The organism is Enterococcus sp. AZ020 (assembly GCF_050499205.1).
Lineage (GTDB): Bacteria > Bacillota > Bacilli > Lactobacillales > Enterococcaceae > Enterococcus_L > Enterococcus_L dunnyi.
Genome location: NZ_JBIPAT010000001.1, coordinates 1,455,073 through 1,479,412, shown reverse-complemented (window position 1 = coordinate 1,479,412; position 24,340 = coordinate 1,455,073). Strand labels below are relative to the sequence as shown.

Annotated in this window: 23 protein-coding genes and 1 other annotated feature; of the genes, 14 read left to right on the top strand and 9 right to left on the bottom strand. The window is 38.7% G+C overall.

Annotated elements, in window-relative coordinates; genetic code table 11:
- Window positions 1-245 precede the first annotated feature (245 nt).
- Window positions 246-2,882, bottom strand: coding sequence for a YfhO family protein (locus IGI58_RS07190; protein WP_429953966.1), 2,637 nt, complete (start codon window positions 2,880-2,882; stop codon window positions 246-248).
- A 294-nt stretch (window positions 2,883-3,176) separates the two neighbouring features.
- Between IGI58_RS07190 and IGI58_RS07185 the strand changes: the two genes are divergently transcribed.
- Entirely contained in the window at window positions 3,177-3,653 is a 477-nt protein-coding gene (locus IGI58_RS07185) for a hypothetical protein (RefSeq protein ID WP_429953967.1), read from the top strand.
- 111 nt (window positions 3,654-3,764) lie between these two features.
- On the opposite strand, the gene IGI58_RS07180 is transcribed toward IGI58_RS07185, so the two are convergent.
- Window positions 3,765-4,736, bottom strand: coding sequence for an alpha/beta hydrolase (locus tag IGI58_RS07180; protein ID WP_429953968.1), 972 nt, complete (start codon window positions 4,734-4,736; stop codon window positions 3,765-3,767).
- A 109-nt stretch (window positions 4,737-4,845) separates the two neighbouring features.
- On the opposite strand from IGI58_RS07180, the gene IGI58_RS07175 reads away from it, so the two are divergent.
- Window positions 4,846-5,286 (top strand): MerR family transcriptional regulator, encoded by a 441-nt coding sequence (locus IGI58_RS07175; protein WP_225535042.1) that lies wholly within the window; start codon window positions 4,846-4,848, stop codon window positions 5,284-5,286.
- Window positions 5,287-5,338: 52 nt separating this feature from the next.
- On the opposite strand, the gene hisJ is transcribed toward IGI58_RS07175, so the two are convergent.
- The 6 genes from hisJ to serC form a co-directional block, all read right to left on the bottom strand.
- Window positions 5,339-6,166: a histidinol-phosphatase HisJ gene (gene hisJ / locus IGI58_RS07170; protein ID WP_429953969.1), complete on the bottom strand. Its 828-nt coding sequence runs from the start codon at window positions 6,164-6,166 to the stop codon at window positions 5,339-5,341.
- Between the two features lie 237 nt (window positions 6,167-6,403).
- Complete coding sequence (locus IGI58_RS07165; RefSeq protein ID WP_429953970.1) at window positions 6,404-7,651, bottom strand: glutamate-5-semialdehyde dehydrogenase; 1,248 nt, start codon at window positions 7,649-7,651, stop codon at window positions 6,404-6,406.
- A gap of 19 nt (window positions 7,652-7,670) precedes the next feature.
- A complete protein-coding gene (gene proB, locus IGI58_RS07160; RefSeq protein ID WP_225535039.1) occupies window positions 7,671-8,465 on the bottom strand; it encodes a glutamate 5-kinase in 795 nt (264 codons plus the stop codon).
- An 87-nt stretch (window positions 8,466-8,552) separates the two neighbouring features.
- Window positions 8,553-9,791: a DUF1015 domain-containing protein gene (locus IGI58_RS07155; RefSeq protein WP_429953971.1), complete on the bottom strand. Its 1,239-nt coding sequence runs from the start codon at window positions 9,789-9,791 to the stop codon at window positions 8,553-8,555.
- Window positions 9,791-10,978, bottom strand: coding sequence for a phosphoglycerate dehydrogenase (locus IGI58_RS07150; protein WP_429953972.1), 1,188 nt, complete (start codon window positions 10,976-10,978; stop codon window positions 9,791-9,793). Before IGI58_RS07150 ends, IGI58_RS07155 begins: the two co-directional genes overlap by 1 nt.
- A complete protein-coding gene (serC, locus tag IGI58_RS07145) occupies window positions 10,979-12,070 on the bottom strand; it encodes a 3-phosphoserine/phosphohydroxythreonine transaminase (RefSeq protein ID WP_429953973.1) in 1,092 nt (363 codons plus the stop codon).
- Window positions 12,071-12,366: 296 nt separating this feature from the next.
- Here serC and IGI58_RS07140 point away from each other — a divergent pair, with 296 nt between their 5' ends.
- From IGI58_RS07140 to gltX, 7 genes are all read left to right on the top strand, one after another.
- Window positions 12,367-13,752, top strand: a complete 1,386-nt coding sequence (locus IGI58_RS07140; RefSeq protein ID WP_429953974.1) for a hypothetical protein — start codon at window positions 12,367-12,369, stop codon at window positions 13,750-13,752.
- Between the two features lie 111 nt (window positions 13,753-13,863).
- Window positions 13,864-14,343 (top strand): dUTP diphosphatase, encoded by a 480-nt coding sequence (locus tag IGI58_RS07135; protein WP_087641698.1) that lies wholly within the window; start codon window positions 13,864-13,866, stop codon window positions 14,341-14,343.
- Between the two features lie 123 nt (window positions 14,344-14,466).
- Window positions 14,467-15,837 (top strand): DNA repair protein RadA, encoded by a 1,371-nt coding sequence (gene radA / locus IGI58_RS07130; protein WP_087641699.1) that lies wholly within the window; start codon window positions 14,467-14,469, stop codon window positions 15,835-15,837.
- Window positions 15,838-15,919: 82 nt separating this feature from the next.
- On the top strand, window positions 15,920-17,062 hold the full coding sequence (locus tag IGI58_RS07125; RefSeq protein ID WP_087641700.1) for a PIN/TRAM domain-containing protein: 1,143 nt from the start codon (window positions 15,920-15,922) through the stop codon (window positions 17,060-17,062).
- Window positions 17,049-17,774: a 2-C-methyl-D-erythritol 4-phosphate cytidylyltransferase gene (gene ispD / locus IGI58_RS07120; RefSeq protein WP_429953975.1), complete on the top strand. Its 726-nt coding sequence runs from the start codon at window positions 17,049-17,051 to the stop codon at window positions 17,772-17,774. The genes IGI58_RS07125 and ispD overlap by 14 nt, the downstream gene beginning before the upstream one ends.
- A 9-nt stretch (window positions 17,775-17,783) precedes the next feature.
- Window positions 17,784-18,257 (top strand): 2-C-methyl-D-erythritol 2,4-cyclodiphosphate synthase, encoded by a 474-nt coding sequence (ispF, locus tag IGI58_RS07115; protein WP_429953976.1) that lies wholly within the window; start codon window positions 17,784-17,786, stop codon window positions 18,255-18,257.
- A 15-nt stretch (window positions 18,258-18,272) separates the two neighbouring features.
- Window positions 18,273-19,730 carry a glutamate--tRNA ligase gene (gene gltX, locus IGI58_RS07110; RefSeq protein ID WP_225535032.1) on the top strand — a complete coding sequence of 486 codons (1,458 nt, stop codon included), beginning with the start codon at window positions 18,273-18,275 and terminating at the stop codon, window positions 19,728-19,730.
- Between the two features lies 1 nt (window position 19,731).
- Window positions 19,732-19,932 (top strand) — a binding site (T-box leader).
- Here the strand turns inward: gltX and IGI58_RS07105 are convergent.
- A complete protein-coding gene (locus tag IGI58_RS07105; RefSeq protein WP_429953977.1) occupies window positions 19,929-20,375 on the bottom strand; it encodes a hypothetical protein in 447 nt (148 codons plus the stop codon). Its footprint overlaps the feature before it by 4 nt.
- 125 nt (window positions 20,376-20,500) lie before the next feature.
- Between IGI58_RS07105 and epsC the strand changes: the two genes are divergently transcribed.
- The 5 genes from epsC to IGI58_RS07080 all read left to right on the top strand — a co-directional run bounded on the left by epsC (window position 20,501) and on the right by IGI58_RS07080 (window position 24,269).
- Window positions 20,501-21,049, top strand: a complete 549-nt coding sequence (epsC, locus tag IGI58_RS07100) for a serine O-acetyltransferase EpsC (RefSeq protein ID WP_087641703.1) — start codon at window positions 20,501-20,503, stop codon at window positions 21,047-21,049.
- Window positions 21,033-22,445 (top strand): cysteine--tRNA ligase, encoded by a 1,413-nt coding sequence (gene cysS, locus IGI58_RS07095; protein WP_429953978.1) that lies wholly within the window; start codon window positions 21,033-21,035, stop codon window positions 22,443-22,445. Before epsC ends, cysS begins: the two co-directional genes overlap by 17 nt.
- Window positions 22,442-22,837 carry a Mini-ribonuclease 3 gene (locus IGI58_RS07090; RefSeq protein WP_429953979.1) on the top strand — a complete coding sequence of 132 codons (396 nt, stop codon included), beginning with the start codon at window positions 22,442-22,444 and terminating at the stop codon, window positions 22,835-22,837. The genes cysS and IGI58_RS07090 overlap by 4 nt, the downstream gene beginning before the upstream one ends.
- Window positions 22,821-23,669, top strand: coding sequence for a 23S rRNA (guanosine(2251)-2'-O)-methyltransferase RlmB (gene rlmB, locus IGI58_RS07085; protein ID WP_429953980.1), 849 nt, complete (start codon window positions 22,821-22,823; stop codon window positions 23,667-23,669). Before IGI58_RS07090 ends, rlmB begins: the two co-directional genes overlap by 17 nt.
- A 69-nt stretch (window positions 23,670-23,738) precedes the next feature.
- The gene (locus tag IGI58_RS07080; RefSeq protein ID WP_087641707.1) at window positions 23,739-24,269 is read left to right on the top strand and encodes an NYN domain-containing protein; all 531 of its coding nucleotides are present in this window, start codon (window positions 23,739-23,741) and stop codon (window positions 24,267-24,269) included.
- The last annotated feature ends 71 nt before the right edge of the window (window positions 24,270-24,340 follow it).

The following is a 24,340-nucleotide window of genomic DNA, read 5'->3' as shown; positions in this document are numbered from 1 at the left end:
TTTACGAGAGAAATATCGTTTAAGATGAAATAAAAATAGTGATAAATAAAACCACATCTGAGTATAAGTAATTGACCACTTTGTGAACGGGTATATGGCTTAATGATCAGCGCAAATAAGTAGAACGAACTAAGTTAGTTCAATGTTACTTGGAGAAGAAGCTCAATAAGTAATCAACTAACAGCTCCTTCTTGTCATCTCTAAATATGACAGGAAGGAGCTGTTAGTTGATTATTTTCATTTTTTTATTTTCTCTTACGTTTCCGTTTCCGAGGTTTGACCAAAGCTAGCTTAGGCTTATTGATCACGCGTACATAAAATACAAAACCACCAATACAGGTAACGAATAAAACTGTACCAAGGATAAAGCCTTCCGGCAAATAAACGAATTTGATCGTGTGTTCACCTTTTGTTACAGGAATACTTACAAAGGCTTTTTTAAATGCTTTTACAGGAACTTTTTTGCCATCGACATAAGCCTTCCAGCCTTTATCATATGGAATCGTTGTTAAAAGCACTTGGTCTTTATCTGCGGTGACCGTTCCAGTTGCTTTACGGCCTTTAGCAGATAGATCAGCACCTTTATCCTGGATCGCCTGAACAGATTGTTCAAAGGCCTTGGTATCCATTCCAACCACTTTTGGCTCCATAAAGCTCACGGCTGTTGTACCGTAGAAGCTGACCGTGAATGTGACCGTTGTAGGAGTGTCATAATATCCTAGATTATAGTATTGTCCAGTAATGTTGATTTGTGATTTTTGACTTGTCCCATTCACCGACATAGTTGCTGTTGAGCTTTCAAGCTGAGCAAAGTCTGTCGGGAACAAGCTAAGGTATGCTTGTGTGTTTGCTGGTACATCGACCGTCCATGTAATATCTTTAGCGACGTTATTTTGAACCTCTCGGTAAGTCACAGATGTTCCATTTTGTTCGATCTTCACATTGTTTTTATTGAGGATCGTTGGTTGATAAAATGTAAAATAGTTTTGTTTCTGGTCAGCCAATGCGTTGAATAAATTAGTTTGACTACTTAAATTGTCATTGGCTGGCTGTTTTACAGAATAAATGTCTTTGTCTGCTAAAAAGCCTAAAGGCAGTGCATTGCTATTTTCATATAATGAGAATTTTCCAGCTTTATCCGTTGGGGAAAAGCCGAATTTCAAAGGATCACTTTCAGAAATGTTGTATTTGATCCCGACTAATGAATCCATCAATAGTGTGTTGTTCGGATAACGAATATTCAGCGCAGTTCCCCTTGCTCTAAAACCTAGGTCATTCAAATAAGAAGAGGAATGACGATTTCTTATTGAAGAAAACAGGCTGACACCACTATAGCCGTAATTGATACTATCATTCGATGAAACAGGGTTCAGGTTTTCCAGACGATAGAAGGAATCATTGTCTTTTTTTGTTTTATCGACTAGCTGCTTGAGTGACGGATACGGCTCACTATACAAGCTGCGGGAAGCATAGTTCCAATCCTCCAAAATACCGTTTAACATGGCATTTGTATTGATAAATGCTTCGGTTGATACCAATAATAGTAATAAGATGATGAGGTAGTTCATCGGAATTTTTTTCAATTGGTAAAAAACGATCCCAGCTAAATATAAAAGTAAAAATACGACCGTCAAGATAAACGTAGTGATCGGAATATAGTCATAGCTCGTTGCGCTTTTTGTGCCTTCTGCTAAAGCAAAGATAGCGATCAAAATAATCGTCGTTCCTGCCAGCAAACCTAAATCATCCTGTTTGAATTTCTCAAAGCCATATCCAGCTAGAAGCACCACCAGAAAAGAGAATAAGAAGCTGTAGCGGAATAAAAACATATTCGGCGCATGCATCCCATGCCAAAATAAATTCAGTGGTGTAATGTAAAAACTAGCGATCAAAATAACGAATAAACTACCAAACAGCACTTTATTTTTCCAAGGAATTTCTTTTGTGACAAAATAAAAGACACAGAAAATCAACGGAAGTAAACCAATATAAATGAAAGGGATCGAGCCATATTTAGTCGTGTCATAGACACCGATCATATTTTTCATGACAATATCCCAAAAAGCAGTTGCTTCTGTTTTGAATTGAGTTACTTGAGACAAAGTTTCCCCATTTGCTCTTAAATCAAGGACAGCTGGTAGGACTAAAATCATCGATGCGCCGCCTGCTAGTAAAGAGGTCAGCCCATAAGAAACGATCCTTTTTTTGTATAGCGTCCAATTGGTCAATGTCCGAGCAATGAAATAAAGGAATGAAAAGACCCCGATCATAAAGCCCATGTAAAAATTAGAGATGAACAATAGCAAATAGCTGACGAATAACAAAGTTGGTTTTTGTTTATCCATCAATCGATGAATCCCCAATACGACCAACGGTAAATAGGTAAAGGCATCCAGCCACATGATGATCTCAGAATGAGCAGTGGCAAATGACATCAGTGCATAAGGGACACTAAGCATGACATGGCCCCATTTTGGCATCTTATAGGTATTTCTTGCAAAGACCCAAAAAGACAGACCCGCTGATCCAATTTTTAGTAAGGTAATCAGATAGAGTGCATCAGGAATATTTTGATTTTTAAAAAGTAATACAAGCGGTGTAAAAAGTCCGCCAAGGTAATAAGAAATCAAAGAAAGATAATTTAGACCCAGAGAAGCATTCCATGTATAAAAAATACTTTGTTTTCCATGAAGAACATTATTGAAGCTTGCATGAAAATTAGAAAATTGTGAAAAGGAGTCACTCGCCATCACACTGCGGCTGCTCCCTGGATAGATACCAAGACTTAAATAAACAATGACCATTACAAAAAAAGGAATGAAAAAGCTGGCGGTCATATATGGCCAGTTTTCTTTGGTAAATGCACGAATTTTTTTCTTCATAATCGACCTCACAACGTAATAAATAGACTAACTATAGTGTAGCATATCCCTAGAAAAATTGATTGCTTGAGGTAGAAAAACTAAAAAAATTTAAACGTTTGTTAGTGCTTTGTCTAACTGTAGCAGAAAATCTCCTAACTATTAAAAATAATTAATGTCAAAAAATTAGGATTTTCTCTAATAAATAGATAAGAACAACTGTTTTTTATATGATAAAATAATAGCTTAAAGAATTCTATACTAAAAGGCAGGATTAAATGATTGATCCTAATAAAATCAAAGGAGCTAGAAACATTGAAGGAAGAGTTGAGGAATGCAAAGCAAGAGATGAAAGAGAAAATGAGACCTTATCAAATATACGGTTATTATATTTCGATCCCTCTAATTATCATAGTAGTATTCATGTTATCTTTTTTAGGAATAAATATAAAATCGGTAGGCACGATCATACTTGCGTTTACTATTTTGGCTCATGTTGGCGTAAGTAAATTAAAGTTGGTATCCAAAAAAAAGTATATCGCACCGATATTGATGTATGTTGCAGAAATAGTTGGTCTTATCTTGGCGATCGTAATGATGTTAGAACTTGCAATGGGTGGAACAGGTGATGCATCTTTAATATTAATTGGATTAACAGTCTTTCCGATTGAAGTTATAGCCATTATTTTCTTTTTCATTACCGCAAATGATATAAAAAAAGCTTATCCAACGATGAAAGAAGAATCAAAAGAAGCACGTGAAAAGTATTTGGCTATAAAGAAAGGCAACTAAAGATCGTCTTTAGGAGCTAGTTGTTGTGAAAGGAATACCTAAATAGAATAAAGAGAGGGAGATAAAACTTGCAGAGTAATATCTTCCTCTTTTATCATTTTTTATAAACGTTTAATCAAAGTGCTTCTCAAAAAAAGCTGAAATTTTCTCAAATGGAATGATCTCCAACTGGTCATACAAGTCTGTGTGGGATGCATTTGGTAGAATCAGCAATTCTTTGTTTTTACCAGTTAATCGTTTAAACGCATCTTGACTGAAATAGAGAGAATGGGCCTTTTCACCATGAATCATTAAAACAGCACTACGAATTTCATTACTATACTGCAAAAGAGGCATGTTCATAAAAGAAAGCGATGAAGTAATGTTCCAGCCGTCCGTTGAGTTTAGGGATCGTTCGTGATAGCCGCGAGCAGTTTTATAATAGTCATGATAGTCTTTGACAAAGTATGGCGCATCTTCAGGTAGCGGATCGATCACGCCGCCGGCTCTTGCATAAGATCCATTTTTGTAATCTATTATTCGTTGTGCATTTAAATTTTTACGTAGATCATATCGGGCATCTTCATTCATCGCATCAAAGTAGCCATTGGCATTTACACGGGACATATCGTACATTGTCGAGGTAACAGTCGCTTTGATTCGTGTGTCGATGGTAGCTGCATTCAATGCCATACCGCCCCAGCCGCAGATTCCAAGGATACCGATTTTTTCCGGATCGACATGGTCTAGTGTAAAAAGAAAATCGACTGCTGCTTGAAAGTCTTCTGTGTTGATATCAGGAGAAGCAACGTAGCGGGGCTGACCACTACTTTCACCTGTAAAAGACGGATCAAACGCAAGGGTCAAAAACCCTTTTTCAGCCATTGTTTGTGCGTATAATCCTGATGATTGCTCCTTAACTGCTCCAAACGGTCCAGCAACAGCGATCGCAGCTAATTTACCAGTGGAGTTTTTGGGCTCGTAAAGATCTGCAGCCAAGGTTAATCCATATCGCGTATGGAAAGTTACTTTTCGGTGATCGACCATATCACTTTTTGGAAAAACTTTGTCCCAGCTTTGTGTCATTGTTAAATGTTCCATCATATCATTTCTCCTTTGACTGTATTTGACAGTGATTTTTCTGTATATTAAAATGATAAAACCTAAACTTGACTTTAGGTCAAGGGAGAAAATGAAAAAAGGAGGAAAAATGATGTTTACGATCGGACAGGTGTCAGAAATGTTTCATTTACCAATATCGACGTTACGATACTATGATAAAGAAGGTCTATTCCCTAATATGCAAAGAGTGTCTGGTGCAAGGCGGTTTTCAGAAAATGAAATAGAAGCATTAAGGGTCATTGAATGCTTAAAAAAATCAGGTTTAGAAATAAAAGATATCAAAAAATTCATGGATTGGAGTACTCAAGGCAGTCAAACGTATGCCCAACGGAAAGAGCTGTTTGAGAAGCAGCGTGTAGTAGTTGAAAATGAAATAGAAAAATTAGAAAAAGTATTAGATATGCTTAAATACAAATGCTGGTATTATGATATAGCTATTGAAGATGGAGATGAAATGCGTATAGCAACAATGCTGCCGGATCAATTACCTGAAGAAATTCAAGAACATTATGATAGTGCACATGCTATCTAATCAAATTAAAAACAGCATTTTCTGTATGGAAACAGAAAATGCTGTTTACTTTTTAAAGAAAGTTTTCCACATCGGAATAACTACGACCTATATCTGTTAAAGCATGGGTATCAGATCCGTAAACCAAAGGAATACCTAGTTCAAGGGCTTTTTTAATTATCCACACCTGTGGATAACTCTGTTGATAACCTTGTTTATAAAATCCCGCAGTGTTTAAATCAAGGCTGTAATTTTCTTGCTTCACTCGGGTCAAAAGGGTGTGGACAAGTGCTTGGTTTTCTAAAGAATAGTCCGTTGCTTCATCAAAGAAATTTTGGAATTTTTGGCATAGAGAGATATGTCCTAAACGCGTAGGCTTCCATTGTCCTAAATCTGCTTCTAAGGAGGCTAAAACTGTTTGATAATAAAGAGTTTGCGCCTGTTCAAAGCTGCCCGAGTGTTCTACAATACCATCTCTATATTCTTCGAAAGAATAGTCGATTCCGCGCAGCCCACTCTTGCCTTCAAGAAAGTGAACAGATAAAACACCGTCATCTGTTAGGGGACCATACTCTGTTAAAAAATCCTTTGTCCAGTCCTGATAATCAGAAAAATAATCTAGTTCAAAACCAATGTGGATAAGAATATCAGAGGCATATTTTTTCTTCAATAAATTCATCTTCTTAAAATAGTTATCCACATCGTTAAGAGCCATTGAAGCAGTTGTCCACACTAAAGGATCTCCAGATGCTTTTTCCTGTACGCTTGGAGGCAAAGGAGCATGTTCAGTGATGCTATATTCTTTGAATCCCAATTGGATAGCTTTGCGAATCAACAGTTCTGTGTCCTCGACATTGCCATGAGGGCAAAATTCAGTATGCGTATGTCCATCTCGTTTCATGAAAAAATCCTCCTTGATCATTTGTTAAATAAGAGGTTGAGACAAAATCGTTTAGATTCGAGAAATAAGAAGCCTTCCAAACGTAGTGATCATCACTTGAAATTTTATGTGTTAGCTGATGTGACCGAAGCGTAGTAGTTGCTTTTTTCTCACCATTTATTCGGAATTAGAGTGCAAAACAAAATAGATGTTTAGGTTTGTCTGGCACTCTTTTCTTACTCAGATATGCGTAAATCCTTACTTGCGATATTGACCATCGCCATAAACGATATATTTAGTAGAGGTCAACTCAGCTAAGCCCATTGGTCCTCTAGCGTGTAGCTTTTGAGTGCTGATCCCGATTTCTGCACCAAAGCCGAAAACAAAGCCATCTGTAAAACGAGTTGAGGCATTTGCGTAGACTGCAGCAGCATCCACTTGCTTCAAAAATTGCTGTGTCGCAAAATAATTATCACTAACAATACTTTCAGAATGTTTTGTATTGTAATGATTGATATGCTGGATGGCTTCTTCTAAAGAATCTACGACTTTGACAGCTAAGATGTAGTCATTGAACTCTGTTTCCCAATCGGCTTCCGTTGCAGGGATGGAACGGGAAAAAATCTCTCCTGCTCGTTCATCCGCACGTAGTTCAACCTCATATTCAGCTAGCGCTTTTTCGATCACTGGTAAAAATTCAGCAGCGATATCCTGATGGATCAACAACGTTTCTGCAGCATTACAAACAGAAGGGCGCTGACATTTGGCATTGACGATGATATCTGTTGCCATTTTTAGTTGCGCATCTTTGTCGATATAAACATGGCAGTTCCCTGTACCAGTTTCGATCACGGGAACAGTAGCTGTTGTTAAGACAGTTTTGATCAGGTTGGCACCGCCGCGAGGAATCAACACGTCAAGATAGTCATTTAACTTCATCAATTGCTGTGCTGTCTCACGAGAAGTATCATCAACAAATTGGATCGCAAAAGGAGAAGCATTTTTTTGTTTTAGCGCATGTTGTAATACTTCGACTAGAATTTTATTTGAGTGGAACGCTTCTTTACCTCCACGCAAAATAACGGCATTACCCGTTTTAAAGCATAGACTGGCAGCATCTGTTGTGACATTTGGCCGAGATTCATAGATGATTCCGATAACGCCCAAGGGAACCCGTTGCTTTCCGATTATCAGGCCATCTTCATTTTTCCACATTTTCTCGACTTCTCCGATCGGGTCAGGTAAAGTGGCAACTTGGCGAATGCCTTCTGCCATTTCTTTGATCCGATCACTAGTCAAACGTAAGCGATCCAACATGGTATCGGTGATACCGTTATCTTTGGCTTGAAGTAAATCTTTTTGATTTTCAGTCAAAATGATGTCAGTATTTTTTTCTAGTTCATCCGCCATATGCAGCAATAATTCATTTTTTACTTTTGTGTCCATCAAGCTGAGCTGATAAGCTGTTTCTTTTGCTTGTTTTCCTAATATATTTAGGTCAGTCATAAAGCAATCTCCTTTCAAACTAAATAAATAGTGTGCCGATCATTTCGCCGTCTAAAATATCAAAAATTATTTTGGGCTGTTTGCCATTTGCTAAAATCATCGCACCATTGTGTTCAAGGATTCGTTCAGCAGCTTTCAATTTACTGTACATGCCTCCGGTACCAAAACGGCTGCCTTTACCGCCTGCCAATTCTAGAAGTTCCTCGTTGATTTCGTTGATCTCTGAAAAAAGTGTGGCTTCTTTGTTTGTATTTGGATTGTCAGAAAAGAAACCATCGATATCTGATAACATGATCAGGGCATCTGCTTGAATGAGTTGTGCTACGATAGCTGAAAGCTGGTCATTATCTCCGAATTTAGTTAAATGATCTAGTTCATCGATTGCTACAGTGTCATTTTCGTTGATGACCGGAATGATGTTCATTTTAAGCAATTGTTCCATCGTATTGATCACATTTTGACGGCTTTCTGGAAATTCAATGACATCTCGTGTCAATAATAATTGAGCAATTTGCTGACTATACGTTAAAAAACGTTGGTTGTAAATGTTCATCAGCTCAGCCTGTCCTACAGCAGCCACCGCTTGTTGTTCTGGGATGGTTGGAGGACGCTTGTCCATATTTAATTTATTTAAGCCGACCCCGATGGCACCAGAGGAAACCAAGATGATTTCTTTCCCTTGATTCTGTAAATCAGTCAAGGTAAACGCCAGTTGGTCGATGGCACTTAAATTGATATTTCCATTCGGATAGATCAAGGTACTTGTTCCGACTTTGATCACGATTCGTTTTGCTTCTTTTAATTGTTTTCGCATGATTGACCTCACATAGATACTAATGAAGAGACAAAACAGTTCGTCTTGTCTCAACATCTAAATTAATTCTATTTTACAGCTTTCTGCTCATTTTGTCTCTAAATCATGAACAAATAATCCGCTTAATAATTTTGGTTCAAACCAAGTTGATTTTGGCGGCATGATTTTTCCAACATCTGCCACAGTCAGCAAGTCATCCATCGTTGTCGGATAAACTGAAAAAGCAACTGTCCATTCACCACTATCTACCGCTTGTTCCAATTCCTTCATTCCGCGAATGCCTCCAACAAAATCGATTCGTTTATCTGTTCGGATGTCCTGAATCCCGAAAATATCGGCGAATACGTGATTTTGAAGTAGAGAAACATCTAATCCATCTACTGGATCGTCTGACAAGATGCTGTTTTTAGCTGTTAATTGATACCATTGTCCAGCTATATACATGCCAAATGTTTTTGGTTGCTCAGGTTTACCTGTTTCAACTTTTTCTACAGTGAATATCTTTTCTAAACGCGTAAAGAAATCAGCTTCGATAGGAACGTTCAAAATTCGATTGTAGTCTAGAATCTCGAGTTCTTCTTTTGGAAAAATCACTGATAAAAAATAGTTGAACTCTGCTGTTTCAGGTGCGTTAGGTTGTGTTTCTTTTTTCTTTTGTCCTACTTTGACTGCGGACTCTGTCCGATGGTGACCATCAGCAATATATAATGCAGGAACTTCTTGAGCAAATGCTGTTTCTAGTTGCTCGATCACATGGGTATCATTGATCAGCCATACTCGATGAATAACATCGTGGAAGCCAGTAAAATCATAGACTGGTGTTTGTGTTTTTTTCCAGAAGTCCATCAATTCTTGAATCGTTTGATTACGGCGATAGGTTAGAAAAATCGGGCTGGTGTTTGCATCACAAGCTTCGATATGACGGATGCGATCGACCTCTTTTTCTGGTCGTGTAAATTCATGTTTTTTGATTTTTCCATCGGTGTAATCAGCGATTGCTGTAGAAGCGACAAGCCCTGTTTGTGCTCGACCATTCATGGTTAATTCATAAAGATAGAAGAGTGGCTGATCATCTTGTATAAGCCATTGTTTTTGTAAAAAGGCTTGTAAGTTGTCGGCAGCTTTTGCATAGACTTGATCATCATAAGGAGACAAACTTTCAGGCAAATCGATTTCAGCTTTATCAATGTGTAGATAAGAATAGGGATTGTTTTTTCCCAGTTCTCTTGCCTCTTGAGAGCTTAGAACATCATAAGGCAGCGTAGCGATTTGCGCGCTAAATTTTTCCGAAGGACGAATCCCTTTGAATGGATGGATCATGACCATTAATAACTCACCGCCTCAGTATTTTTGATAGTTCTGACACGAATGATGTTTTCTGATGACTGGATTTTTGCGGCCGTGGCTGCAATTTTTTCTTCATCTGTTTCAGCAATATCAAGAATGGTGTATGCATAATCATCACGGCTGCGATTGATCATATTGTCGATATTGATATCTAATGTAGCGATGCTGGTTGAAATTTGACCAAGCATATTTGGCACATTTCTATGAATGATCGTTAAACGATAAGGTGAATTGAAGCTCATTTCTACCGTTGGGAAGTTGACAGAACGTTTGATGTTGCCTGTTTCCAAAAATTTCTTCAATGTTCGCGCCGCCATTTTAGCACAATTAACTTCTGCTTCTTCTGTTGAAGCGCCTAAGTGAGGTAAAACTAAAATGTTTTCGTTGTTCAATAAACGTTCGTCTGCGAAATCAGTGACAAAATTACTGATTTCTCCTTGATCGATAGCATCAAGAACCGCAGCTGTTTCAACTAACTCACCACGAGCAAAGTTTAAAAGAACGGCTGTCTTTTTCATTTGCTTCAATTGTTCTTTGCCAATCAAATGATGGGTATTTTCTGATAACGGAACATGAATAGTAATAAAATCACAGGTTTTTAATACTTCTTCCATACTTTGCGCTCGTTTGACTCGTCGAGAAATACTCCACGCGGTATCAACAGAAACGAAAGGATCAAAGCCTGTTACTTCCATCCCCAAACGATAAGCGTCATTAGCGACCATGGCACCAATGGCACCTAACCCGATCACACCTAATTTTTTCCCTTCAAGCTCAGTTCCAGCAAATTGCTTTTTTTGAGCCTCCGCTTGTTCTTCAGCATCTGCTCCTGTTAAGGTTTGGACCCAGTTTGCCCCTTTTAGGATCGGGCGGACAGATAATAATAAGCAGGCGATGACCAACTCTTTTACCGCATTAGCATTGGCGCCAGGTGTGTTAAAGACAACGATTCCGTCTTCTGTACATTGTTTAACAGGGACGTTGTTAGTGCCTGCACCTGCTCGAGCAACTGCTAGCACAGAGTCTGGAAAGTCATAATCATGAAGTTTTTGACTACGCAGGATGATACCAGCAGGAGTTTCAGTTTGATTTATCGTAAAGTTTTGCTCATCAAAACGGGCTAGCCCAACTGGAGCAATGGCATTGAATGTTTTAATATCATACATTTAGTTCGTTCCTCCATTTTCTGCTTCAAATTTTTTCATGAATGTAACTAGGGCCTCAACACCTGCTTTGGGAAATGCGTTATAAAGACTAGCGCGCATACCGCCGACAGAACGATGTCCTTTGAGGTTTTCAAATCCAGATGTCAAAGCTTCTTGATTGAACTTTTTATCAAGAACTTCGTCTCCAGTCACAAATGGGATGTTATTGATCGAGCGGTCCTTTTTAACAACTGGAGAAGAAAATAGGCTAGATGCCTCGATCTCGTCATATAAAAGTGCGGCTTTTTCCTTATTTTGTTTCTCCATTTCGCTAACTCCGCCTTGTGCTTTGATCCATTCGAAGACTAGTTTTGCCATATAAATACTATAGGTTGGCGGTGTATTGTACATAGAACCATTTTTCGCATGAATATCATAATCTAACATAGCGCTTAAGACATCTGCCTGACCGATCAGATCTTCACGAACGATCACAACTGTCAGACCAGCTGGACCAATATTTTTTTGTGCACCAGCGTAAATCAAGCCAAAATCAGCTACATTGTAATCGATAGATAAAATATTTGATGACATGTCGGCAACAAGAGGAACATCACCAGTATCTGGTAAATCATAAATCGTTGTTCCTTCAATCGTATTATTCGTTGTGATGTGCACATAAGCAGCATCTTGCGGGATATCTTCTCTACGGATTTCAGGGATATAAGTGAAATTTTGGTCTTCACTAGAAGCGATCACTTCAACGGCTACATTGTCGATCTTCTTAGCCTCGCTGATCGCTTTTTTCGCCCAAGATCCTGTATTGACGTACAAGGCCTTCTTGTTTTGCGCAAGGTTTAAAGGAACCATCGTAAATTGTGTACTAGCACCACCTTGCAAGAATAGTACTTTATAATTATCAGGAATATTCATCAATTCTCTGAGTAAAGTTTCAGCATCTTCAATAATGGCTTCAAAAAGGGAGGAACGATGACTCAACTCCATTACGGACATGCCGCTGTTTTCATAGTTCACCAATTCGGATTGGGCTTTTTCCAAAACACTTTTTGGTAGAACGGCGGGACCAGCTGAAAAATTATAAACAGTTTTCATACATCTATCTCTCCTTTAATATGCTCTTTCATTCACTATTATGTATAGTAAATGTGAAAACCATTATAACAGAAAGCTTAAATTAAAAAAAGATTAAAAAGTAAGTTTCGATATTTTTTTCACAAATATTTTCAAAAGGAGTAAAAAAAGCCAAAATTTCTGTCAAAGTAAAATGAAAACCTTCTATTTTTACGTATCTATCAGTAGCTGAGTAAATTTGCTCCGTCATTGATTTTACTTTTCTGATGAACGTGGTAGACTACCTACATACAAACAGTTTTAAAGGAGAACGCAACATGACGAAATTAAAAGAAATCGCGCTTAGTGCTGTACAAGTAGCGCCATTTATTTTAGCAAATACACTTATTATTATCCCTTATTTTCTATTTTTGAATTTGAATGATGGACTAACGTGGGAGAAGGCATTGCCCTTTGTCCTATTTTATACATTTCGGATGACAGGAATTTTTCTATTGAAAAGCTTTAAGTTGGCACTGACGAGTTTTAATGTTTTGATCATTTCTATTTTAATTGGTGGGATAGGCTGTTTCATTGGTGTTCTAGGACAGATTTATTTCCCGGCTTATTTGCTGGCAGCTGTACTGATTGGGCTTAGTGCTTCTTGGCTTCCAGCCGCTAATACAACAGTCAATTATCATGAGAAGTATCAAGGGCATTCGACACCGATCGCTCGGAAATATGTGTTTATTTTATTGATTTTAGGCGGTATCGTTGCTTCATTGACGCTGACTAAAGAATGGCGGACTTCTTTAGTTCTAGGTGAGTATGTTTTACTTTATGCATCTGCTTATTATGCAGTGAGACATTATCCTGATTATGAAATTGATTTTAATGAGGTGGACCAACAAGTCATTTCAGTCAAAGAGTTCTTTTTATTCATCAGCTTTTTTATTCTATTGTTATTCATTCGCTCAGCACGCTTACTTTTTGATTCTCAGCTTTTAGATATTGGGATCATTGGTTTTTCAGTGTTGTTCGCGATTGCCGCATGGTACTTGAATCGTCAAAGAAAGGCTTGGAAACTACCGTTATGGCTGAATCTGTTGACGTTTGCTAATGGAATGTGTATGAATTTCTTGATGCTATTTGGGACGCTTTACGTAGCTTTACGCTTAGGAGCAAACGGCTTATTAGTAAATTTATATTTGCCCTATGTTTTGGGTATCATTGGTGCAGCTGCTTTTATCAAACTTTTGTACCGTCTGTTTTCTACAGTCGATCCAAAAATCGTTCATTTAGGCAGCTATATAGTGTCGTTGATGTTTCTTTTATCTTCAACGCTATTTCCAGTAGGGATTTTTCTGTTGAGTTGTACGATCAATGCAACAGGTGCATTTTTGAATCGAAATTATTATCAAGATGAAATGCTGCCTCAAGATCAGCGGATCATCACAAAATACAGTACACAAACGAAAGGAAGTGTGACACATCAACTGTTGATGATGAGTTTGATGTGGATATTGGCTAGACAAGAGGAGCTGCCAGTAAAAACAGTACTGCAAATCACGGGACATCGCACGGCAAGTTTGGCTGCTGTTCATCTTGTTGAAACAGTGCATGTCATTAGCTTGATCGGTCTCATGCTGTTCTTTTTGAGCATTGGATTTATTGTAATCAAAGACAATTCAGGTACAAAAATAGAACAAAATCATCTTGAATGATGTGAAAACAGTAAAAAAGCATGTGAGAATATTAAAGATGTTATAAAACTAGCCTAGGTGCATGGGGAATATGGTAAAATAAAAATAGTTTACAAGTAGAGGAGCTTTTTAATGAAACAACGAGGATTTGAAATTATTTCTAGCTATAAAGATCAAGGGATATCACTTCCGGAGCGTGCAACAAAAGGCGCTGCTGGCTATGATTTTGAAGCAGCAGAACAAGTAGTAGTACCAAGCATTTGGAAGTTACAAGCACAAGGAACTGCTCCAAAACCTGTTTTGGTGAAAACTGGGATCAAAGCTTACATGGCAGAAGATGAGTATTTAGAGTTAGTGAGTCGTTCCTCTAATCCGCTGAAACGCTTTTTGATGCTGGCCAATGGTGTTGGTGTGATCGACCGCGATTATTATAATAATGAAGGTAATGAAGGACATATCATGTTCCAGTTTATTAATTTTGGCTATGAAGATATGGTGATCGAAAAAGGTGAACGGATCGGACAAGGAATATTTAAACCATTTCTATTGGCGGATATCGATAATGTAGACAAAGAAAGAACTGGCGGATTTGGTTCTTCCGGTAAAAATTAGATCAGTGGATATATAACAATCATGAGTACTCCTTTTTCGATCAACTTTTTGGTGGCTAGTCTTAGTATAAGGTACCTATTGTATGATAAAATAAAGGAATAGAACAAACGAGGAGATAGACAGATGGCAAAAAAAGCAAAAGTTCAATTTGAATGTCAAACTTGCGGATATATCTCCCCAAAATATTTAGGACGTTGTCCGAACTGCGGACAATGGAATACAATGACGGAAGAAGTCATTCAGGATACAACAGACCGCAGAGCTCGAGTAAGCTTGACAGGTAAAAAGACACAGCCGCAGCGATTAGCTGAGGTCGTTCCTAAAAAAGAACCGAGAGTCAAAACGAAATTGATGGAGTTGAATCGTGTGTTAGGCGGCGGAGTTGTTCCAGGGTCATTAGTTTTGATTGGCGGCGATCCGGGAATCGGTAAATCCACGTTACTTCTACAGGTTTCTCAGCAACTCGCTGAAAGCGGCGGGAAAGTGCTGTATGTCTCTGGAGAAGAGAGTGCTGAGCAGATCAAAATGCGGGCAGAGCGTTTAAGTGCGATTGATACAGAGTTTTATTTATATGCAGAAACTGATATGAATGAAATTTCAAGAGCAATTGAAAAATTAGAACCAGATTATGTGATCATTGATTCTATTCAGACGATGACACAGCCGGATGTGACCAGTGTCGCCGGCAGTGTCAGTCAAGTGAGAGAAACGACAGCAGAACTTTTAAAGCTAGCAAAAACCAACGGTATCGCTATTTTTATCGTAGGTCACGTGACGAAAGAAGGTTCGATTGCCGGTCCTCGAATGTTGGAGCATATGGTTGATACGGTCTTGTATTTCGAAGGAGATAAGCATCATACATTTAGAATTTTAAGAGCCGTTAAAAATCGTTTCGGTTCTACAAACGAAATCGGAATATTTGAGATGAGAGAACACGGGCTGGAAGAGGTCGCCAATCCTTCCCAGGTTTTCTTGGAAGAGCGTTTAGCTGATGCGACAGGCTCTGCGATCGTCGTAGCGATGGAAGGAACACGACCGATCTTAGTTGAAGTTCAAGCGCTAGTTACTCCAACGATGTTTGGAAATGCCAAACGAACGACGACAGGGTTAGATTTCAATCGAGTGTCATTGATCATGGCTGTTTTGGAAAAGCGGGCAGGACTATTATTACAAAATCAAGATGCGTATTTGAAAGCTGCCGGCGGTGTGAAAATCAATGAACCAGCGATCGATTTAGCTGTTGCCGTCAGTATTGCTTCAAGTTATAAAGAAAATGGCACAAAGCCGACAGAGTGTTTTATTGGTGAAATTGGTTTGACAGGTGAAATTCGTCGTGTAAATAGTATTGAACAGCGTGTGCGTGAGGCGCAAAAGCTGGGCTTTACTAAAATCTATTTACCAAAAAATAATTTAGGCGGCTGGACACCGCCTGAAGGCATCGAAATCGTCGGTGTGGCTACGATCGGTGAAACATTAAGAAAAGTATTTCAATAGAGTATAAGGTAGCGCTCGGTTTATCTATTTAGACGGAGGCTGCCTGTATTCTTTAAATAAGACTATATTGGAGGATGGATCTATGCAAAAACGTGTCGTCACGCTGCTGATGATCGTCGTTGGCGCAAGTCTGGGTATTTCGTTATTACCGATGGCTTGGGAAATGGCGCAGCAAGCGGATAATACATGGCTGAACAATAACTTTACTAACAGTTTGATTGGTGCACTTATTTTCTTTATTTTATCGTTAGGGTTAGCGAAGTATATTGTATCAGGTGTCAAAAAAATAGAAGCAGCATTGAATGAATTGAGCTTGACTTATCTTTTATTTGGTAGTGTCGGTGTGATCATCGGACTGATCATTGGAGCGATCATCTCGATTCCGATGTACAATTTAAATATTCCTTTTGTGAATAGCGTGCTGCCGATCTTAGTCATGATCATTTTTGGATATCTTGGTTTTCGGATGGGAACTACGCGGATCGATGAATGGCGCAAGATTTTTACTCCGAAACAAAAGAAACTGCAGAATGAAAATGATGGGGAAGTTTTAGAGCGCAAAGTGGAAGATCGTTTCCATAAGTATAAGATTTTGGATACAAGTGTCATTATTGACGGTAGAATTTACGATATTGCTAAAACAGGCTTTTTAGAAGGGGTTATTTTGATTCCTAACTTTGTTTTATATGAATTGCAGTATATTGCCGATTCTGGTGATAGCTTGAAACGCGTGCGCGGACGTCGTGGACTGGATATTTTAAATGCTTTACAAAAAGAAGATGGCATTTCTGTTGAAATGTACGATGGTGATTTTGAAGATATTTCTGAGGTCGATAGTAAGCTGATCAAATTGGCAAAACTATTAGATGGTGTTGTTGTAACGAATGATTATAACTTGAATAAAGTCTCTGAATTTCAAAATGTCCCTGTTTTGAACATCAATGCCTTAGCTAATGCAGTCAAACCAGTGGTAATTCCAGGTGAGACGATGAATGTTATGGTCGTAAAAGCCGGAACAGAGCGCCAACAAGGCGTTGCGTATTTAGATGACGGTACAATGGTAGTCGTGGAAGATGGACAGCATTATATGAATGAACATATCCAAGTAGTTGTAACAAGTGCATTGCAAACGGCTGCCGGTCGGATGATTTTCGCAAAACCAGCACATTCCGGCAGAGGAATCGATGATAGTAGAGAAGAAAACAAAGCCCATGAAAAGAGCTAAATCGAGAGACAAAACGCTGGATTACGAAGTCATTTTATTGGCGGCAGGGCAAGGTAAGAGAATGGGAGCAAGTCGTAATAAAATTTTACTGCATCTAATCGGCAAGCCTGTCATTTCCTATTCGTTAGAAACTTTTTTAAATGATCCAGCTTGTAAGCACATTATTTTAGTGACGCAAGAAGATGAGCAGGATTTATTAACGGCTATGGTCAAAAAAGAAACCAAGAAAAAACATTGTCCTGTAACGATCGTACCAGGCGGTTGTGAGCGTCAGTACAGCGTCCATAACGGACTAAAGATGTTGATCGACCCAGAGAATATCGTGATGGTCCATGATGGCGCTAGACCCTTTGTTACTTTGGCACAGTTAAAAGCACTCCATCGCAAGGTTGTTGAAACCAGAGCTGCAATTTTAGGTGTTCCAGTTAAAGATACGATCAAGCGTGTTGTTGATGGATTTGTTCAAGAAACGGTTCCACGTGAAACATTATGGCAAATACAGACACCACAGGCTTTTTATGGGACTGATTTAGTGGCCGTTCATGAACAAGCGGAAAAAGAGCAATATTTAGGGACGGATGATGCTTCGTTGATCGAAAAATATAGTAGCCTGCCTGTTTCTATGGTATTGGGAAGCTATGAAAACATTAAGCTTACTACACCAGAAGATATGTTGATCGGTGAAGCTATCGTGAAAAGAAAAAGAAGTTAGGTGAAAAAAATGATACGAATTGGACAGGGATTTGATGTCCATCAATTAGTAGAAGGACGCAAATTGATTATCGGCGGTGTCGAACTGCCATTTGAAAAAGGCTTATTAGGACACTCTGATGCAGACGTTTTATTACATGCAATAACGGATGCGATCTTAGGTGCTGCTGGCTTAGGAGATATTGGTCATTTATTTCCAGATACAGATCCAGAGTTTAAAGATGCGGATTCGATCAAGCTGCTGCGAGAGGCAAATCAAAAAGTTTTAGCTACTGGCTTTACTATTGGCAATATTGATTGTACAATTTTAGCTGAACAACCAAAAATGAAGCCACATTTAGATAAAATGAAAGAAAATATTGTTGCTGCCTGCCAGATTGAAACAAATCAAATCAATTTAAAAGCAACAACAATGGAAAAAATGGGCTTTATTGGTCATGAAGAAGGTATGGGAGCGATCGCGGTCGCTTTACTTGAAAAATAGAAAGAGGAATGCACAATGTCAAAAGTACGTGTACGCTACGCACCAAGTCCAACGGGACATTTACACATCGGAAATGCAAGAACAGCACTATTCAATTATTTATTTGCTCGTCACAATGATGGCGATTTTATCATCCGTATTGAAGATACTGATCAAAAAAGAAATATTGAAGACGGCGAAAAAAGCCAATTAGAAAACTTGGCGTGGCTAGGGATGGATTGGGATGAGTCTCCCGAAAAACCTGGTGAGTACGGACCATACCGCCAATCAGAACGCGGCGAAATTTATCAACCGTTGATCGATCAATTATTAGTCAGCAATCGTGCGTATAAATGCTACTGTACAGAAGAAGAATTAGAAGCGGAAAGAGAAGCGCAACGTGCCCGTGGGGAAATGCCTCATTACTCTGGTAAATGTGCAGACCTAACACCTTCTGAGCAAGCGGAAAAAGAAGCGCAAGGACTTACACCAGTTATTCGTTTCCGTGTACCAAGAAATACGTCTTATACATTTAACGATATGGTCAAAGGTGAAATTGTTTTTGAATCAGATAATATCGGCGGCGATTTCGTTATTCAAAAACGCGATGGCATGCCGACGTACAATTTTGCTGTAGCTGTTGATGATCATATGATGAAAATCACACATGTTTTACGCGGAGATGACCATATCGCGAATACACCAAAACAATTAATGGTTTATGAAGCCTTTGGGTGGACAGCTCCTGAATTTGGACATATGACATTGATCATCAATTCTGAAACAGGTAAAAAATTGAGCAAACGTGATGAATCGATTTTACAATTTATTGAACAGTATCGTGAGCTTGGCTACTTACCAGAAGCAATGTTCAACTTTACTGCATTATTAGGCTGGTCACCTGTTGGCGAAGATGAGATCTTCTCACAAGAAGAATTGATCAAAATTTTCGATCCAGAACGTTTAAGTAAATCACCAGCTGCTTTTGATGGTAAGAAACTTGAATGGGTCAATAACCAATACATGAAACAATTGGATCTTGATACACTTACAGCTATGTGTATTCCTTATTTAGTAGCAGATGGACGTATTGAAGCCGATCCAAGTGCAGAAAAAATTGAATGGCTGAAAAAAGTTGTTAGTCTATACCAGCCACAAATGAGTTATGCTGCTGAAATCGTTGAAGTATCAAACTTATTCTTCAATGAGCATCCAGTATTAGATGAAGCCGCTAAAGAAGTCTTGGCAGGAGAAACAGTACCGACAGTACTAGCAGCATTCAAAGCGCAACTGGAAGCAATGGATGTTGTAAATGTTGAGAATATTAAAGCTGGTATCAAAGCTGTTCAAAAAGAAACAGGTGTCAAAGGTAAAAATTTATTCATGCCGATTCGTGTAGCAGTTTCAGGCCAAATGCACGGTCCTGAACTAGGAGATACAATTGAGCTTTTAGGAAAAGAAAAAGCGTTAGACCACTTAAACAAAGTTTTATAATCAAAATATATTGAGAAGAAGAAGTAAAAAAGCGCGTGTCTTTAGAGAGACTGTGGATGGTGAGAACAGTTGTCAGCTCTTTTTGAAATGCATCTTTGAATAGTTTCAGCGACAAGTAGCTGAAAACGGCCAACAACCGTTATCTGTTTTGAGGCAGGGAGACCTGCGAAAAAAAGTGGAACCACGCAAAAGCGTCTTTTAAACGAATGATTTTCGTTTAAAAGACGCTTTTTTGTTTAAAGTAGCTAATATTGCCATGAGAATTCCTGAAAGAGAAAAGATAAGGATCAGACCGGGTGCATCATCTTTGTCTGCAATAATATAAATTGCAGGCAATAGTTGAATTAAGAGAGTGATAAATAAAAAGGAGTAGTTTTTTATTTTTGATGCAGATATCAGTTCTGATTTAGTATAGTTATTACGTGTTATAGTTAATTTTCCATGAAAAATACAAGGTTTTATTAGTAATAATAGTTGTAGAAGATCCAAAATTAAACTAATGTTAACCCATGTAACAAAAAACAGGTTATCAGAAAAGTAATAAATAGCTAAACGAAAGACAACAAGTGAAGTGAACGTGTTTACTATCAAAATAACCAGTAGAATAATCAATAAACGAAAGTTAGAAATAATTGATTTGCTCATAAGAACCCCCTGAATTAAAAGATTATTTATAGCATAACTCAATGATTATATCTAAATCAATTGATTATAAAAAAACTTAAATAATAAAATAGATAGTATGAAAATCAAGGAAAGGAGTAAAAGTTATGGGTTGGTTAAAAAAAGCGGTTGAAGCAATCAAAAAAAATGATCCTGCAGCACGTTCAACATTGGAAGCATTGCTTACCTATCCAGGGCTGCATGCATTGTTTTGGCATCGTTTTTCACATTTTCTTTATCGGCATCGGCTGTATTTGCTGGCAAAAATCCACGCACAGTTTTGGCGTTTTTTAACGGGGATAGAGATTCATCCGGGAGCAAGGATTGCATCAGGAGTTTTTATTGATCATGGTATGGGTATTGTGATCGGTCAAACAGCGGAAATTGAGGAAGATGTTGTATTGTTTCATGGCGTTACCTTAGGTGGTACAGGAAAAGATACAGGGAAGCGTCATCCGACAGTCAAAAAAGGGGCAATGATCCACGCACATGCACAGATTCTGGGGCCTGTCACAATCGGGGAACGGGCAAAAATCGGTGCAGCAGCGGTTGTATTGACTGACATCCCTGATGATGCGACTGCAGTAGGAGTACCGGCGAAAGTCGTTAGGATCAAAGGAAAGAGAATGGAGGAGAACGATGATTCAAATTTATAATACATTAACCAGGGAAAAAGAAACCTTTCAACCAATAGAAGAAGGCAAAGTCCGGATGTATGTCTGCGGACCAACAGTTTATAATTATATCCACATTGGCAATGCCCGAAGTACGATCGCATTCGACACGATTAGACGTTATTTAGAATACCGTGGCTATGAAGTGAACTATGTTTCCAATTTTACCGATGTCGATGATAAGATCATTCGTGCGGCGAATGAATTAGGAATAACAGCGCCGGAAGTGGCAGATCGGTTTATTCAGGCATTTGAAGAAGATACACAAGTGTTAAATGTGCAGCCAGCAACTAGCCATCCTCGGGTGATGGATCATATGCCGGATATCCTGATGTTTATCCAAGCGTTGATCGACAAAGGGTATGCGTATGAATCAAAGGGCGATGTTTATTATCGAACACGTAAATTTGATGGTTATGGAAAACTTAGCCACCAATCGATCGATGAACTTGAAGTCGGAGCCAGTCAGCGTACAGGAGTAGAACAAGAATTAAAAGAAGATCCATTGGATTTTGCTTTATGGAAAGGTGCTAAAGAAGGCGAGATTTCTTGGGATTCACCATGGGGAGCAGGACGCCCTGGTTGGCATATCGAGTGTTCTGTAATGGCAACGAAGCATTTAGGTGATACAATTGATATCCATGGCGGTGGTCAAGATTTAGAATTTCCTCACCATGAAAATGAAATTGCTCAAAGTGAAGCAAAAACAGGGCAGACATTTGCTAATTATTGGATGCATAATGGCTATGTAACAATTGGCGAAGATGATGAAAAAATGAGTAAGTCGCTGGGAAATTTTGTAACAGTGCATGAACTAGCAAAACAGATCGATCCGCAAATCCTGCGTTTCTTTATGGCGACGACACAATATCGCCGTCCGATCCGCTACAGTGAGGCAACGATCAAAGAAGCTGGTGTCAACCTTCAGAAACTGAAAAATGCATTTGAGAATTTGTCCTTCAGAAAAGAAAATGCAGCTCCGCGATTAGACGAAGACGAACGTCGCTTACAGGAATTGGCTGAGCTGGAAATTCGTTTTACAACAGAGATGGATGACGATTTCAATGCAGCAAATGGGATCACTGTGGTTTATGAGCTCTCAAAATGGCTGAACCAATATAGCGAACAAGAAACTGTATCAGAAATAGTTACAGAGAAGGCGCTAGATCAGTTTACACAATGGCTGAGTATTTTTGGGATTTATTTCCTCTCAAATGAACTGCTGGATGACGATATCGATCAATTGATCGAAGAACGGAATCAGGCACGTAAGAACCGTGATTTTGCCCGCAGTGATGAGATTCGTGATTTACTGAAGGATAAAGGAATAACCTTGGAAGATACTGCCCAGGGGACTAGATGGAGAAGAAGTGAATGAGAGATTATACACAATTGAATGGTTTAGCGCTGGCTTATGTAGGCGATGCAATCTATGAAATCTACATTCGAGATTATTTAGTAGAGCAAGGCCAAACAAAACCCAATACGCTGCACCGGATGGCGACACATTATGTATCAGCTAAAGCACAGGCTTTTTTGATTCAGGCGATGCTGGAAGAAAAGCTTTTGAATGAAACAGAAGAAACAATGTATAAACGAGGGCGTAATGCTAAAAGCCATACCTCAGCAAAAAATGCAGATATCACAACATATCGTATAGCTACAGGCTTTGAGTCATTGATGGGGTATCTTCATTTAACAAAACAAACAGAACGCTTGGAAGAATTGATCGACTGGTGTATCAAAAAAGTAGGTGAAAAAGATGCGTAATGATAAAAAACGTTCATTCAAAGACAGCAAACAAAAAAGAAAGCCGTCATTTAAAAAAGAAGCCGTCAAAAAAGACCGTAAACCAACTGAAGAAGCCGTTGAAGATAATTTTGTTTTCGGAAACCATGCGACGATCGAAGCGATTCAGCAAGGACGCGGCAACAAATTGTTCCTTCAAGAAGACAGCAAAGGTGAAAAAGTCGAGCAGCTTAAAATACTGGCAAAAGAACATGCAGTACCAGTAAAATGGGTACCTAAACAAAAATTAGATACATTGACAGATCATGGTGTGCATCAGGGGATCGTATTAGCGATCACAGCCTATGAATATTTGACGCTGGATGATTTGATAACAAAGACGAAAGAAAAGACAGAGACGCCATTTTTCTTGATTTTGGATAGTTTGGAAGATCCGCATAATTTCGGCTCTATTTTAAGAACAGCTGATGCAACAGGAGTGGATGGGATTATCATCCCGAAACATCGGGCAGTCGGTATCACGCCAGTCGTGACCAAAGCATCAACAGGCGCTGTAGAATATATTCCAGTTGCTCGTGTGACGAATTTAGCGCAAAGTATCGCAACTTTAAAAGAGCATGATTTTTGGATTTTTGGCACAGATATGAAAGGCATGGACTACCGCCAGTGGAATACTCAAGGAGCGATTGCATTGATCATTGGCAATGAAGGTCGTGGGATGAGTCAGGGATTGCATAAAGAAGTAGACGAGCTATTGACGATCCCGATGACTGGACATGTACAAAGTTTAAATGCGGGAGTTGCTGCGGGATTATTGATGTATGAAGTGTATCGAGGACGTAATCCGTTATAAATTATATCAAGCGCTGAAAAAAATTGTTTCGGCCGTCTATTCTAATGATAAAGAAGGTGAAAATAAAAGATGAAAAAGCAATTACTCATCGTTGATGGCTATAATATGATCGGTGCTTGGCCTGAGCTAGTGAAATTGAAGAATCAAAACAAACTAGAAGATGCTAGAGAAGCTTTGCTGCATCGTCTCTCTAATTATGCAAAATACGAAGATCTAGAAGTGATTGTTGTCTTTGATGCTCAGCTGGTTCCAGGAATCCAGCAAACCTATAAAAAGTATCGATTAACAGTTATTTTCACTAAAGAAGATGAAACGGCCGATAGCTACATTGAACGAATCGCAGGAGAAAAAAATGATCGTTTAACTCAAGTCACCGTAGCAACAAGTGATTTGGCAGAGCAATGGTTAGTCTTTTCTAAGGGTGCTTTACGAACCTCTGCAAATGAGTTGTATAAAAGCGTAAAAAAATCTGAGCGTACGATAGCGATTCATGCAACAGATATCCATTTTCAAGATTTTCGTAGAAATTCTCCTTGGAATTTGGAGCAATTGTCAAAATTGTCCGAAAAAATGGATGAATTGTCTAAAAAGAAAGATTAAACACTTGTTCGCTTCTATCTTTTTTGGGGTTAATGGTACGATTTTTCCAAACATTTTACGCAAAAGAAATG

Bases quoted from the DNA above. Each gene is read 5' to 3' on its own strand.
- IGI58_RS07105 (WP_429953977.1), bottom strand. From the start codon at position 20,375: ATGAGCAAATCAATTATTTCTAACTTTCGTTTATTGATTATTCTACTG.
- IGI58_RS07190 (WP_429953966.1), bottom strand. From the start codon at position 2,882: ATGAAGAAAAAAATTCGTGCATTTACCAAAGAAAACTGGCCATATATG.
- IGI58_RS07135 (WP_087641698.1), top strand. From the start codon at position 13,864: ATGAAACAACGAGGATTTGAAATTATTTCTAGCTATAAAGATCAAGGG.
- epsC (WP_087641703.1), top strand. From the start codon at position 20,501: ATGGGTTGGTTAAAAAAAGCGGTTGAAGCAATCAAAAAAAATGATCCT.
- IGI58_RS07180 (WP_429953968.1), bottom strand. From the start codon at position 4,736: ATGATGGAACATTTAACAATGACACAAAGCTGGGACAAAGTTTTTCCA.
- IGI58_RS07090 (WP_429953979.1), top strand. From the start codon at position 22,442: ATGAGAGATTATACACAATTGAATGGTTTAGCGCTGGCTTATGTAGGC.
- IGI58_RS07125 (WP_087641700.1), top strand. From the start codon at position 15,920: ATGCAAAAACGTGTCGTCACGCTGCTGATGATCGTCGTTGGCGCAAGT.
- IGI58_RS07175 (WP_225535042.1), top strand. From the start codon at position 4,846: ATGTTTACGATCGGACAGGTGTCAGAAATGTTTCATTTACCAATATCG.
- cysS (WP_429953978.1), top strand. From the start codon at position 21,033: ATGATTCAAATTTATAATACATTAACCAGGGAAAAAGAAACCTTTCAA.
- proB (WP_225535039.1), bottom strand. From the start codon at position 8,465: ATGCGAAAACAATTAAAAGAAGCAAAACGAATCGTGATCAAAGTCGGA.
- IGI58_RS07155 (WP_429953971.1), bottom strand. From the start codon at position 9,791: ATGGTCATGATCCATCCATTCAAAGGGATTCGTCCTTCGGAAAAATTT.
- gltX (WP_225535032.1), top strand. From the start codon at position 18,273: ATGTCAAAAGTACGTGTACGCTACGCACCAAGTCCAACGGGACATTTA.
- serC (WP_429953973.1), bottom strand. From the start codon at position 12,070: ATGAAAACTGTTTATAATTTTTCAGCTGGTCCCGCCGTTCTACCAAAA.
- radA (WP_087641699.1), top strand. From the start codon at position 14,467: ATGGCAAAAAAAGCAAAAGTTCAATTTGAATGTCAAACTTGCGGATAT.
- IGI58_RS07150 (WP_429953972.1), bottom strand. From the start codon at position 10,978: ATGTATGATATTAAAACATTCAATGCCATTGCTCCAGTTGGGCTAGCC.
- ispF (WP_429953976.1), top strand. From the start codon at position 17,784: ATGATACGAATTGGACAGGGATTTGATGTCCATCAATTAGTAGAAGGA.
- hisJ (WP_429953969.1), bottom strand. From the start codon at position 6,166: ATGAAACGAGATGGACATACGCATACTGAATTTTGCCCTCATGGCAAT.
- IGI58_RS07140 (WP_429953974.1), top strand. From the start codon at position 12,367: ATGACGAAATTAAAAGAAATCGCGCTTAGTGCTGTACAAGTAGCGCCA.
- IGI58_RS07080 (WP_087641707.1), top strand. From the start codon at position 23,739: ATGAAAAAGCAATTACTCATCGTTGATGGCTATAATATGATCGGTGCT.
- IGI58_RS07165 (WP_429953970.1), bottom strand. From the start codon at position 7,651: ATGACTGACCTAAATATATTAGGAAAACAAGCAAAAGAAACAGCTTAT.
- ispD (WP_429953975.1), top strand. From the start codon at position 17,049: ATGAAAAGAGCTAAATCGAGAGACAAAACGCTGGATTACGAAGTCATT.